The sequence below is a fragment of the Burkholderia sp. HI2714 genome (assembly GCF_002223085.1).
Classification (GTDB): domain Bacteria; phylum Pseudomonadota; class Gammaproteobacteria; order Burkholderiales; family Burkholderiaceae; genus Burkholderia; species Burkholderia lata_D.
The window spans coordinates 96723-109595 of sequence record NZ_NKFM01000027.1; the positions used below are offsets into that span (position 1 = coordinate 96723).

Below are 12873 nucleotides of genomic sequence, written 5' to 3' on the forward strand. Positions count from 1 at the left end.
GAACCCCCATGACCAAAAAAGTTTACGTAAAGACCTTCGGCTGCCAGATGAACGAGTACGACTCGGACAAGATGGTGGACGTGCTGAATGCGGCCGAAGGCCTCGAAAAGACCGATACGCCGGAAGACGCGGACATCATCCTGTTCAACACGTGCTCGGTGCGTGAAAAGGCGCAGGAGAAGGTGTTCTCCGATCTCGGCCGCGTGCGCGAGTTGAAGGAAGCGAAGCCCGGCCTGCTGATCGGCGTCGGCGGCTGCGTGGCAAGCCAGGAAGGCGCATCGATCGTGTCGCGCGCGCCGTACGTCGACCTCGTGTTCGGCCCGCAAACCCTGCACCGCCTGCCGCAGATGATCGACGCGCGCCGCGAGAGCGGCCGTGCGCAGGTCGACATCTCGTTCCCCGAAATCGAGAAGTTCGATCACCTGCCGCCCGCGCGCGTCGAGGGGCCAAGCGCGTTCGTATCGATCATGGAAGGCTGCTCGAAGTACTGCAGCTACTGCGTGGTGCCGTACACGCGCGGCGATGAAGTGTCGCGCCCGCTCGACGACGTGCTGACCGAAGTGGCCGGCCTCGCCGACCAGGGCGTGCGCGAAGTCACGCTGCTCGGCCAGAACGTGAACGCGTATCGCGGCGCGCTGGCGGCCGGCTCGTCGGAAATCGCCGATTTCGCGACGCTGATCGAATACGTCGCCGACATCCCCGGCATCGAGCGGATCCGCTACACGACGTCGCACCCGAAGGAATTCACGCAGCGCCTGATCGACACCTACGCAAAGGTGCCGAAGCTCGTGAGCCACCTGCACCTGCCCGTCCAGCACGGCTCCGACCGCATCCTGATGGCGATGAAGCGCGGCTATACGGTGCTCGAATACAAGTCGGTGATCCGCAAGCTCCGCGCGATCCGCCCGGACCTGTCGCTGTCGACCGACATGATCGTCGGCTTCCCCGGCGAGACCGAGGACGATTTCGACAAGATGATGGCGCTCGTGCACGAGATGCGCTACGACACCAGCTTCTCGTTCATCTACAGCCCGCGCCCCGGCACGCCGGCCGCGAACCTGCACGACGACACGCCGCGCGAAGTGAAGCTCAAACGCCTGCAACATCTGCAGGCGACCATCGAGGAAAACGTCGCGCGCATCAGCCAGTCGATGGTCGGGAAGGTCGAGCGGATCCTCGTCGAGGGCCCGTCGCGCAAGGACCCGAACGAACTCGCGGGCCGTACCGAGAACAACCGGGTCGTGAATTTCCCGGCGCCGCTCGCGTCGCACCCGCGACTGATCGGCCAGATGATCGACGTGAAGATCAACCACGCCTACCCGCATTCGCTGCGCGGCGAGCTCGTGCTCGTCAGCGACGACGCGAGCGCGGCCACGCACTGACGCTCAACAGGAGCCCGACGCCACTTTGAAGCCGACCCAAGCACTGGAATTCGTCGCGCCGCGCGACGACAACGCGCGCCTCGCCAACCTCTGCGGCCCGCTCGACGAGAACCTGCGGCAGATCGAACAGGCGCTCGACGTCACGCTGTCGCGGCGCGGCCACCGGATCGCGATCCGCGGGCGCGGCGCCAAGCTCGCGCTCACCGCACTCGAGAACTTCTACAACCGCGCGCGCGATGCGCTGTCGGTCGACGACATCCAGCTCGCGCTGGTCGAAGTGCGCCACACGTCCGGCAACGGCCGCCAGGACACGCTCGACGTGCGCTTTCGCGGCGACCCCGACCATCCGTTCGACGAGCCCGTCGTGCAGCTCGACGCCAGCGAGCCGGACGAGGAGCCCGCGCCGAAGCTCTACACGCGGCGCGCCGACCTGCGCGGCCGCACGCCGGCGCAGCGCGAGTACCTGAAGCAGATCCTGTCGCACGACGTGACGTTCGGCATCGGGCCGGCCGGCACCGGCAAGACCTACCTCGCGGTCGCGTGCGCGGTCGACGCGCTCGAGCGCGACCAGGTCAAGCGGATCGTGCTGACGCGCCCGGCCGTCGAGGCCGGCGAGCGGCTCGGCTTCCTGCCGGGCGATCTCGCGCAGAAGGTCGACCCGTACCTGCGTCCGCTGTACGACGCGCTGTACGACCTGCTCGGCTTCGACAAGACGGCGAAGATGTTCGAGCGCCAGATGATCGAGATCGCGCCGCTCGCGTACATGCGCGGCCGCACGCTGAACCACGCGTTCATCATCCTCGACGAGGCGCAGAACACGACGCCCGAGCAGATGAAGATGTTCCTCACGCGGATCGGCTTCGGCTCGAAGGCGGTGGTGACCGGCGACACGAGCCAGGTCGACCTGCCGCGCGGCCACAAGAGCGGCCTCGTCGAGGCGCAGCAGGTGCTCGGCGGCGTACGCGGCATCGCGCTCACGCGCTTCACGAGCGCGGACGTCGTGCGCCATCCGCTCGTCGCGCGCATCGTCGAGGCGTACGACGAATTCCACGCGCAGCACCAGGACGGCTGACCGGCAGGCGGCACCTTTACTCCGCCCCGGCATGACGGCCCGGCCCGCCAGACGGCGCGCCGGGCTTTTTTTCGCCTGGGCGAATTCGGGTGCGATCGGCCGTTTGGTGTATCCTCAACGCGTCCTAATCGCCGCACGCGTCATGAAATCCTCCCGTTCCCGCAAGTCCGAGCGCGCCAAGTCCGCCGCGCCCGCCTCCCCCCGCCTGTCGCTGTTCGATGCGAAGGGCAAGGCCCGGACCGTCAACGCGCAAGGGCTGCGAATCGACTTCCCGGATGGCCGCAGCCTGATGTTCGACCTGTCGGGCAGTTCGGGAGAAGCCGCCGTCGCGATCGTCGCGCAGCACAACGATCCGGCCATGCGCGCGAAGCTCGCGCTGCAGCCCGAGCACTACGACAGCGTGACGCTGCACGTGGGCGCCGAGCCCGCCCCGCGCGAAGACGACACCGAAGACGCGCTGCGCGAGCCGGAGCTCGACCTGTCCGTGCAATACGGTGATGAAATCACGAGCGACGTGCGCAAGACGCTACCCAAGCGCAAGCTGATCGCCGAGTGGATCGAGCCCGCGCTGTTCGCCAGCGCACAGCTCACCGTGCGCTTCGTCGGCGAAGAAGAAGGCCGCACGCTGAACGCCGGCTACCGCCACAAGGACTACCCGACCAACGTGCTGACCTTCGCGTACGACGCGGCACCCGACGGCACCGTGATCGGCGACCTCGTGCTGTGCTGCCCGGTCGTCGAGAAGGAAGCGCACGACCAGGGCAAGCCGCTCACGGCCCACTACGCGCACCTGCTGGTGCACGGCGCGCTGCACGCGCAGGGCTACGACCACGAGACGAGCGACGAGGACGCAGCCGAAATGGAAGCGCTCGAAGTCGACATCCTCGCGAAGCTGGGTTTCCCGAACCCGTACCAGTAAGCCCTCCGCCCGATGCGTAACGCCGCGATGCTGCCGCCCGCCTACCCGCCGTCGATCGGCGAAGGCCGTCTGCTGACGGAAGACGAGCTCGCGGCGTCGCTCGCGCACACGATGCGCGACTGGGACGGCCAGCAGGATATCTGGCTGTTCGGCTATGGCTCGCTGATCTGGAACCCGGGGTTGCCGACCGTCGCCGCCGTGCGCGGCAAAGTGCACGGCTATCACCGCGGGCTCTACCTGTGGTCGCGCGTGAACCGCGGCACCCCCGAACGCCCGGGCCTCGTGCTCGCGCTCGATCGCGGCGGCTCCTGCTCGGGCATCGCATTCCGGCTCGCCGGCCCGACCGCGCAACCGCACCTCGAAACGTTGTGGAAGCGCGAAATGCCGATGGGCTCGTACCGGCCCGCCTGGTTGCCGTGCTCGCTGGAAAACGGCGAACGCGTGAACGCGCTCGCGTTCGTGATGCGCCGCGATGCGCCCACCTACACGGGCAAGCTGCCCGATCCCGTCGTGAAGGAAGTGTTCGGCTGCGCGGCCGGCCGCTACGGCACGACGCTCGACTACGTGAGCCGCACGGTCGACGCGCTGCGCGCGAGCGGCATCCCCGATCGCGCACTGGAAGGGCTGCTCGCGCGATGCCGGTGATGCGGCACGGCGCCCGGCTTGCCGCCACGCGCTGCCGCGCCGCGTGCGCATTGGAACGAGGGCACTCCCGATGATGAAACCGTCACGCTGGTCGCATTGCAAGATGGCCGCGCTGATCGTCGCCGCAAGCGTCGCGCTGTCCGGCTGCGGAATCCTGGGCTGCGGCGGCGCCGCGACCAACGGCGCGGCCGCCGGCGGCTGCTCGGCCGGCATGCGGTTCTGAACCGCGGCGCGGCGACACAACCCGCGTGCGACAGAATGCCGCCCCGGGCGGCCTCCGCCGGACGTTTTCCCGCGTCACGGCGCCCCGCCCCTTCCGCACCCGTTTTTTGCCGCCGCTGCCCCGCCGCGCTTTTCTGCGATAGGATGGAACCGAGGATGATGCCGCGCCCGGCGCGGCCGTCCGCGAGCGGGCCCGCGCGAGCCGCCCACCCTGGCCGTGCGGCCGGTGTGACACGGTCGCGTCGTGCCCTTGGTGTATCCTTGCCTACTCCGTGACAGCGCGCTCCGGCATGACCCGGGCGCACCACCATGAACGATTCGTATCCCAGTCGTAAGCTAACCGACAAACCGCAAGAAAAGCGCTCGCTGCTCGAGCGCCTGACCGACTTCATCTCGCCCGAGCCCGAATCCCGCGGCGAGCTGCTGGAAATCCTCCAGGATGCCCACGAGCGCAACCTGATCGACGCCGATTCGCTGTCGATGATCGAAGGCGTTTTCCAGGTATCCGACCTGTGCGCACGCGACATCATGGTGCCGCGCGCCCAGATGGACGCGATCAACATCGCCGACAAGCCCGAAGATTTCATCCCGTTCGTCCTCGAGAAGGCGCACTCGCGCTACCCCGTGTACGAGGAGAACCGCGACAACGTCATCGGCGTGCTGCTCGCGAAGGATCTGCTGCGCTTCTATGCCGAAGAGGAATTCGACGTGCGCGGGATGCTGCGCCCGGCCGTGTTCATTCCCGAATCGAAGCGCCTGAACGTGCTGCTGCACGACTTCCGCGTGAACCGCAACCACCTCGCGATCGTCGTCGACGAATACGGCGGCGTCGCCGGCCTGATCACGATCGAGGACGTGCTCGAGCAGATCGTCGGCGACATCGAGGACGAATACGACTTCGACGAGGAAGCCGGCAACATCATCTCGGGGCCCGACGGCCGCTACCGCGTACGCGCGCTCACCGAGATCGAGCAGTTCAACGAGACGTTCGGCACCGATTTCCCCGACGACGAAGTCGACACGATCGGCGGGCTGATCACGCATCATTTCGGCCGCGTCCCGCATCGCGGCGAGAAGCTGCAGCTCGGCAACCTCGTGTTCGAGATCCAGCGCGGCGATGCACGCCAGGTCCACGTACTGCTGGTGCGCCGCAACCCGCTCGCCAGCCGTCGCGCCGAAGCCTCGCACGAGGACTGACCGTCGCGCGCCAGCCGCGCGTTCCACAACCGCTCGCCCTCTTCCGCTTCACATGGACGATCCGATCCTGTCCCGCCCGGCTGGCGGCCTTCTCGCGCCGACACCCGGCCGCGCGCTGCCGCGCTGGCACTACCCGGCCGCGCTGCTCGCCGGCGCAGCCAATACGCTCAGCTTCGCACCGACGCCGCATGGCGGCTGGCTGCAACTCGTCGTATTCGTCTGGTTTTTCGCGCAGCTCACACGTACCGCAAGCTGGCGCAGCGCCGCGCTCACCGGCGGCGCGTTCGGCTTCGGCAACTTCATCACCGGCGTCTGGTGGCTCTACATCAGCATGCACGTGTACGGCGAGATGGCCGCGCCGCTCGCGGGCGGCGCGCTCGTGCTGTTCTCGCTGTACCTGTCGCTGTATCCGGCGTTCTCCGCCGGGCTGTGGTCGTTCTGCGCGGGCCATGCGTGGCATCGCCGCACGCCCGACCCGCGGCCGTTCTCGCCGACCTGGCACGGCGCATTCGCGTTCGCGAGCGCCTGGGCACTCGGTGAATGGCTGCGGGGCACCGTCTTCACCGGCTTCCCGTGGCTCGCCAGCGGCTATCCGCAGGTCGACGGCCCGTTCGCGGGCTTCGCGCCGGTCGCCGGCGTGTACGGAATCGCGTGGGTGCTCGCGCTGTTCGCCGCGCTGGTCGTGCAGGCGCTCGCCGCCGCCCGGCCGTCGCCGCTCGCCGAACCCCGCGCCGGCAATGCACGCGTGCGCATCGCCGCGCCGGCCGGCATCGCGGTCGCGCTGATCGCGGTCGGTCTCGGCCTGTCGCAGGTCACGTGGACCGTGCCCGCGAACAAGCCGCTCACGGTGCGGCTGCTGCAAGGGAACGTGAAGCAGGACATCAAGTTCGAGGAAGCGGGCATCGACGCGGCGATCAAGATGTACACGCAGATGATCATCGAGAAGCCGGCCGACCTGATCGTCACGCCCGAAACCGCGATCGCGGTGATGATCCAGGAGCTGCCCGAGCCGTTCGCCGTCGCGATCCGCAAGTTCAGCGACACGACGGGCTCGGCCGTGCTGTTCGGCGCGGTCGGCGCATCGGTGACCGAGGACGGCCACTACGTCGACTATACGAACAGCCTGTATGGCGTGACGCCGAATTCGCGTGACATCTATCACTACGACAAGCACCACCTCGTGCCCTTCGGCGAATTCATCCCGTGGGGCTTCCGGTGGTTCGTCGACCTGATGAAGATGCCGCTCGGCGACTTCGCGCGCGGCGCACTCGTGCAGAAGCCGTTCCTCGTGCACAACCAGCCCGTGATGGCCGACATCTGCTACGAGGACTTGTTCGGCGAGGAAATCGCCGCGTCGATCCGCGACAATCCGCAGCCGCCGGGCGTGCTCGTCAACGTGACGAACCTCGCGTGGTTCGGCGACACGATCGCGCTCGACCAGCACCTGCAGATCGCGCGGATGCGCTCGCTCGAGACGGGCCGGCCGATGCTGCGCTCGACCAACACGGGGATGACGGCCGCGATCGATGCGCAAGGCCGCGTGCTCGGGCAGCTGAAGCCGTTCACGATCGGCTCGCTCGACGTGCGGATCGAAGGCACCAGCGGCTTCACGCCCTACGTGACGAGCGGCAACAACATCGTGCTCGCGGCGTCGCTCGTGCTGCTCGCGTTCGGCTTCACGTTCGGCCCCGGGCTGCGCCGGCGCAACGGCAAGAAGAGCGGCGACGACCAGCCGGAATGACGCAACGGGCGGCCGCTCAGGCCTGCCGGGTCGGCTCCTCCGCTTGAACCGGCTGCGCGGCGAGGCGCCGCAGGTCGCGGCTCACCTCCTCCATCACCGGTTCCCACGCGCCGAACACCGGTTGCCGGTACAGCGTCGCGGTCGGGTACCACGGGCTGTCCTTGCGTTCGAGCAGCCACGGCCAGTGCGGATTCACGTCGAGCAGCACCCAGGTGCGCGCACCGAGCGCACCCGCCAGGTGCGCGACCGACGTGCACACGGTGATCACGAGATCCAGCGCGCCGATGAACGCGGCCGTATCGTCGAAGCTCGTCAGTTCCGCCGTGACGTCCTCGATCGCGAAGCCGGCCGCGCGCGCCGCCTCGATCTCCGCGTTCGCGCCCGGCTGCAGCGAATAAAACGCGACGCCGTCGATCCCGCGGAACGCGTCGGCATAGCGCTCGAGCCCGACCCGCCGGAACGGATTGCGCTGGTGCCCCGCGCTGCCCGTCCACACGAGCCCGACCTTCAGCCGGCAGTCGCCCGCGAGCCGCGCGCGCCACGCATCGCGCGCATGCGGATCGGCCCGCAGATACGGCACCGACGACGCAAGCGTCGACGCTTCCATGCCGAGCATCAGCGGCAGGCCGATCAGCGGCACTTCGTAATCGAAGGCCGGCAGCAATTCGACGCCGCCGCCCGCGCTGAATGCGTCCGCATGCGCGCCGAGGCTGCGCTGCATCAGCGTGCCCACCAGCGGGAACGTATTCCAGATGAGCCGGCCGCCCTCGCGATGCACGCGCTCGGCGAGCGGCGCGACGAAGCGGCAGAACTGCAGCACGTCGCCGAGCCCCTGCTCGCCCCACACGAGCAGCGTCTTGCCGGCGAGCGGCTCGCCCTGCCAGCGCGGGCCCGGCAACACCGGCCGGCGGCCGCGCAACTCGCCCGCGCCGTCCCAGCGCGCCTCGTGGCCGCGCCAGCCGGCCGCGTAATTGCCGCGCACGAGCTGGATGATCGCCAGGTTGAAACGGTACGACGCGTCGTGGGGCGCCAGCTCGCACGCGCGCGCCGCGTAGCCCTCGGCGTCGTCCCAGCGCTGCGCCTCCTTCATCGCCAGCGCGACGTTGTTCATCGCGAGCGCGTTGTCGGGCGCGAGCTCGACGAGCCGCGCCGCGCACGCGAGCGCGGCGTCCAGGTCGTGCGTCGCGAGCCGCGCGACGACGAGATTGATCCACGCCTGCACGTCGCGTGGATCGAAGCGCACCGCCGCTTCGAGCAGCGCGATCTCCTCCGCGCGGCCGCTACCCGACAGCCGCAGCGCGATCGCGAGGTTGTTGCGCAGCGATGGCCGGTCGGCATCGAGCGCCAGCGCCGCGCGATACGGCGCCACGGCGTCCGCGTGCCGGCCCGCCATCTGCAGCGCGTAGCCGTGATTGAAGTGCGCGGTCGCGCCCGGCTGCACGCGCGCCGCGCATTCGGCGAGCGCGACCGCATCGGCCGTACGCTGCCGCGAGACGAGCGCGCCGGTGAGTTGCGCGAGCGCATCGGCGTCGACCGCATGCAGATGCGCGGCGGCGGCGAGCCACAGATCGTGCGCGGCATGCTCGCCGCGCGCCTGCGCATCGGCGGCCTGCCCGAGCAGCGCGAGGAAGGGCGGAAGCAGCGGAATGAGGATATCGGTCGGATCGTCCATGCAGTCGGAGTCGGCTAGCGGTGGCGCGGCACGCGTCGCGCGCACCGCAATACGCGCATCTTAACGCCCGCGCGAAGCCGCGCGGCACGCGCGTCGCGACGGGCCGCACGCGGCCGCCCGGCGGGCGCCGGTCACGCCCGCGCAGGCCGCCCGAACGGGGCCGACGGTGTGCCCGCCCGCGTTCCGGCCGCATCCGCTCGCCGATCCGGTAAAATTACGCGTTTCAGCACACTAACAAGCCGCGCCGCCGCGCGAGCCGACCCTCCGGGCCCCGCCCGGAGCGCCGCCCGCAACGGAGCGCCAGCGCCACGAAGGCTCTTCATGCTTACGTTTCAGCAAATCATCCTGACGCTGCAGTCCTACTGGGACAAGCAGGGTTGCGCCCTGCTCCAGCCCATCGACATGGAAGTCGGCGCGGGCACCTCGCACGTCCACACGTTCCTGCGCGCGGTCGGCCCCGAGCCGTGGCGCGCCGCGTACGTGCAGCCGTCGCGCCGCCCGAAGGACGGCCGTTACGGCGAGAACCCGAACCGCCTGCAGCACTACTACCAGTACCAGGTCGTGCTCAAGCCGGCGCCGGAAAACATCCTCGACCTGTACCTCGGCTCGCTCGAGGCGCTCGGCTTCGACCTGCAGCAGAACGACGTGCGTTTCGTCGAGGACGACTGGGAAAACCCGACGCTCGGCGCGTGGGGCCTCGGCTGGGAAGTGTGGCTGAACGGGATGGAAGTCACGCAGTTCACGTATTTCCAGCAGGTCGGCGGCCTCGACTGCAAGCCGGTGCTCGGCGAGATCACGTACGGCCTCGAGCGCCTCGCGATGTACCTGCAGAAGGTCGAGAACGTGTACGACCTCGTGTGGACCGAATGGGAAGAGCAAGGCCCGAACGGCCCCGAGCTGCGCCGCCTGTCGTACGGCGACGTCTACCACCAGAACGAGGTCGAGCAATCGACCTACAACTTCGAGCACGCGAACGTCGACCTGCTGTTCACGTTCTTCAACAGCTACGAAGCGGAAGCGAAGAAGATGATCGACGCGCAGCTCGCGCTGCCCGCGTACGAGCTCGTGCTGAAGGCCGGTCACACGTTCAACCTGCTCGATGCGCGCGGCGCGATCTCGGTCACCGAGCGCGCGGCGTACATCGGCCGCATCCGCGCGCTGTCGCGTCTCGTCGCGCAGGCTTACTACGACTCGCGCGAGAAGCTCGGCTTCCCGATGCTCGGCAACCCGCCGGGCGTGCCGGGCCTCACCACCGACGCCCAGGACGCCGCACAGCCGGCGTGGGCGCCGCCGCTCAAGGTCGAACGCAAGATCGATCAGGACTGACGAGACGAGATTCATTCCAATCATGACGCACAATCATCCCGCCCCCCTGCTCGTCGAACTGCTGACCGAAGAGCTGCCGCCGAAGGTCCTCGCGCGCCTCGGCGACGCATTCGCCGAAGGTCTCGCGCAACGCCTCGCGGCGCGCGACCTCATCGAAGGCGAACTCGTGTTCGAACGCTACGCCACGCCGCGCCGCCTCGCCGTCGTCGTACAGAACGTGCGCGCCGTCGCCCCTGAAAAGCAGGTCCGCGAAAAGGTCCTGCCCGTGTCGGTCGCGCTCGACGCCGAAGGCAAACCGACCGCGCCGCTCGCGAAGAAGCTCGCGGCGCTCGGCCACCCGAACCTGTCGATCGCCGATCTCGAGCGCGCGCAGGACGGCAAGGCCGAAGCGTTCTTCATCAACTATTCGGCAGCCGGCGCAACGCTCGCCGACGGCCTGCAGGCCGCGCTCGACGAAACGCTCGAGAAGCTGCCGATCCCGAAGGTGATGACCTACCAGCGCCCGGACGGCTCCGACGTGAAGTTCGTGCGCCCGGTGCATCGCCTGACGGTGCTGCACGACGATCGCATTGTGCCCGTCACCGCATTCGGCGTCGACGCCGGCGACACCACGCTCGGCCACCGCTTCCTGTCCGACGGCCTCGTCGCGATCCAGCATGCGCGCTCCTACGCCGACACGCTGCGCGACAAGGGCCGTGTGATCGCGCACTTCGCCGATCGCCGCGAAACGATCCGCACGCAACTGAACGAGCACGCGAATGGCGATACCGTCGTGATGCCCGAGTCGCTGCTCGACGAAGTGACGTCGCTGGTCGAATGGCCGGTCGTCTACCCGTGCCGCTTCGAGGACGAATTCCTGCAGGTCCCGCAGGAATGCCTGATCCTCACGATGCAAACCAACCAGAAGTATTTCGCGCTGACCGACGTCGCCGGCAAGCTGCGCTCGCGCTTCCTGATCGTGTCGAACATCGAGACGAAGACGCCGGGCGAGATCATCGAAGGCAACGAGCGCGTCGTGCGCCCGCGCCTGGCCGATGCGAAGTTCTTCTTCGAGCAGGACAAGAAGAAGCCGCTCGCCGACCGCGTGCCGCAACTCGCGAACGTCGTGTATCACAACAAGCTCGGTTCGGCGCTCGCACGCGTCGAGCGCCTCGAGGCGCTGGCCGGCGAGATCGCCCCCGCGATCGGCGCCGACGCCACGCACGCGAAGCGCGCCGCGCGTCTCGCGAAGGCCGACCTGCTGACCGACATGGTCGGCGAGTTCCCGGAACTGCAGGGCACGATGGGCACGTACTACGCGCGCCACGACGGCGAAGCCGACGACGTCGCGCTCGCCTGCGCCGAGCACTACCAGCCGCGCTTCTCCGGCGACGCACTGCCGACCACGCCGGTGTCGACCGCCGTCGCGCTGGCCGACAAGCTCGAGACGATCGTCGGCATCTGGGGCATCGGCCTCGCGCCGACCGGCGAGAAGGATCCGTTCGCGCTGCGCCGCCACGCGCTCGGCGTGCTGCGCCTGCTGCTCGAGAAGCAGCTGCCGCTCGATCTCGTGTCGCTGCTGCGCACGGCCCATGCACGCTTCGAAGGCGTGCCGGGCGTGGCCGAATCGACCGATGCGATCCTCGCGTTCTTCATGGATCGCCTGCGCGGCCTGCTGCGCGAGCGCGGCTATTCGGCCGGTGAAATCGACGCGGTGCTGAGCCTGAACCCGACGCGCGTCGACGATCTCGTCGCGCGCCTCGACGCGGTGCGCGAGTTCACGCGCCTCGCGGAAGCCGAAGCGCTCGCGGCCGCGAACAAGCGGATCTCGAACATCCTGAAGAAGTCGGAAGGCGGCGCGAACGGCACGGTGCAGCCGACGCTGCTCGTCGAGGCCGCCGAGAAGGCGCTGCACGAACAGCTCGCGGCCGTGACGCCGCACGTGCAGTCGCAGCTCGAGGCGGGTGCGTACACGGGCGCGCTGTCGGCGCTCGCCGCGCTGCGCGCACCGGTCGACACGTTCTTCAACGACGTGATGGTCAACGCGGAAGATCCGGCACTGCGCGCGAACCGTCTCGCGCTGCTGTCCGCGCTGCACCAGCAGATGAACTGCGTCGCCGACATCTCGAAGCTCGCTGCATAAGGGCCGCACGATGCCGACCAGCCCCAACCGAAAGCTCGTCGTCCTCGACCGGGACGGCGTGATCAACGTCGATTCGGATGCGTTCATCAAGACGCCCGACGAATGGATCGCGCTGCCCGGCGCCCTCGAGGCGATCGCCCGGCTCAACCACGCGGGGTATCGCGTGGTCGTCGCGACCAACCAGTCCGGCATCGGTCGCGGGCTGTTCGACATGGCCGCGCTCAACGAGATGCATCTGAAGATGCATCGCGCGGCGGCCTCGGTCGGCGCACGTATCGACGCGGTGTTCTTCTGCCCGCACACGGCCGAGGATCACTGCGACTGCCGCAAGCCGAAACCCGGCATGATGCAGATGATCGCCGAGCGCTTCGAGATCGATCCCGATCACACGCCGGTCGTCGGCGATTCGCTGCGCGACCTGCAGGCCGGCATCGCGGTCGGCTTCCAGCCGCACCTCGTGCTCACCGGCAAGGGCAAGAAGACGCTCGCCGCCGGCAACCTGCCGCCCGGCACGAAGGTCCACGACGACCTGCGCGCGTTCGCGCTCGATTTCCTTTCACACGAACACGAGTGAT

11 protein-coding genes are annotated in these 12873 nt (G+C 68.7%); 10 read left to right on the top strand and 1 reads right to left on the bottom strand.

Annotated elements, in window-relative coordinates; genetic code table 11:
• Positions 1-8: 8 nt before the first annotated feature.
• The 7 genes from miaB to lnt all read left to right on the top strand — a co-directional run bounded on the left by miaB (position 9) and on the right by lnt (position 7178).
• Positions 9-1382: a tRNA (N6-isopentenyl adenosine(37)-C2)-methylthiotransferase MiaB gene (gene miaB / locus CFB82_RS15110; protein ID WP_069248805.1), complete on the top strand. Its 1374-nt coding sequence runs from the start codon at positions 9-11 to the stop codon at positions 1380-1382.
• Between the two features lie 25 nt (positions 1383-1407).
• Entirely contained in the window at positions 1408-2454 is a 1047-nt protein-coding gene (locus CFB82_RS15115) for a PhoH family protein (RefSeq protein WP_069248806.1), read from the top strand.
• Between the two features lie 142 nt (positions 2455-2596).
• Positions 2597-3373 (top strand): rRNA maturation RNase YbeY, encoded by a 777-nt coding sequence (ybeY, locus tag CFB82_RS15120; protein WP_069248807.1) that lies wholly within the window; start codon positions 2597-2599, stop codon positions 3371-3373.
• 12 nt (positions 3374-3385) lie between these two features.
• On the top strand, positions 3386-4018 hold the full coding sequence (locus CFB82_RS15125; protein ID WP_089484548.1) for a gamma-glutamylcyclotransferase: 633 nt from the start codon (positions 3386-3388) through the stop codon (positions 4016-4018).
• Between the two features lie 70 nt (positions 4019-4088).
• A complete protein-coding gene (locus tag CFB82_RS43230) occupies positions 4089-4241 on the top strand; it encodes a hypothetical protein (protein WP_174943434.1) in 153 nt (50 codons plus the stop codon).
• Positions 4242-4549: 308 nt separating this feature from the next.
• Entirely contained in the window at positions 4550-5437 is an 888-nt protein-coding gene (locus tag CFB82_RS15130; protein ID WP_039360042.1) for an HlyC/CorC family transporter, read from the top strand.
• Positions 5438-5489: 52 nt separating this feature from the next.
• Positions 5490-7178 (top strand): apolipoprotein N-acyltransferase, encoded by a 1689-nt coding sequence (gene lnt, locus CFB82_RS15135; protein ID WP_089484549.1) that lies wholly within the window; start codon positions 5490-5492, stop codon positions 7176-7178.
• Positions 7179-7194: 16 nt separating this feature from the next.
• Here lnt and CFB82_RS15140 read toward each other — a convergent pair whose 3' ends face one another.
• Positions 7195-8850: a hypothetical protein gene (locus CFB82_RS15140; protein ID WP_089484550.1), complete on the bottom strand. Its 1656-nt coding sequence runs from the start codon at positions 8848-8850 to the stop codon at positions 7195-7197.
• A 321-nt stretch (positions 8851-9171) separates the two neighbouring features.
• Between CFB82_RS15140 and glyQ the strand changes: the two genes are divergently transcribed.
• The 3 genes from glyQ to gmhB are packed head-to-tail and all read left to right on the top strand — an operon-like array spanning position 9172 to position 12872.
• Complete coding sequence (gene glyQ, locus CFB82_RS15145; RefSeq protein WP_011885965.1) at positions 9172-10176, top strand: glycine--tRNA ligase subunit alpha; 1005 nt, start codon at positions 9172-9174, stop codon at positions 10174-10176.
• A 22-nt stretch (positions 10177-10198) separates the two neighbouring features.
• The gene (glyS, locus tag CFB82_RS15150) at positions 10199-12298 is read left to right on the top strand and encodes a glycine--tRNA ligase subunit beta (RefSeq protein ID WP_089484551.1); all 2100 of its coding nucleotides are present in this window, start codon (positions 10199-10201) and stop codon (positions 12296-12298) included.
• Positions 12299-12308: 10 nt separating this feature from the next.
• Entirely contained in the window at positions 12309-12872 is a 564-nt protein-coding gene (gmhB, locus tag CFB82_RS15155) for a D-glycero-beta-D-manno-heptose 1,7-bisphosphate 7-phosphatase (RefSeq protein WP_089484552.1), read from the top strand.
• The last annotated feature ends 1 nt before the right edge of the window (position 12873 follow it).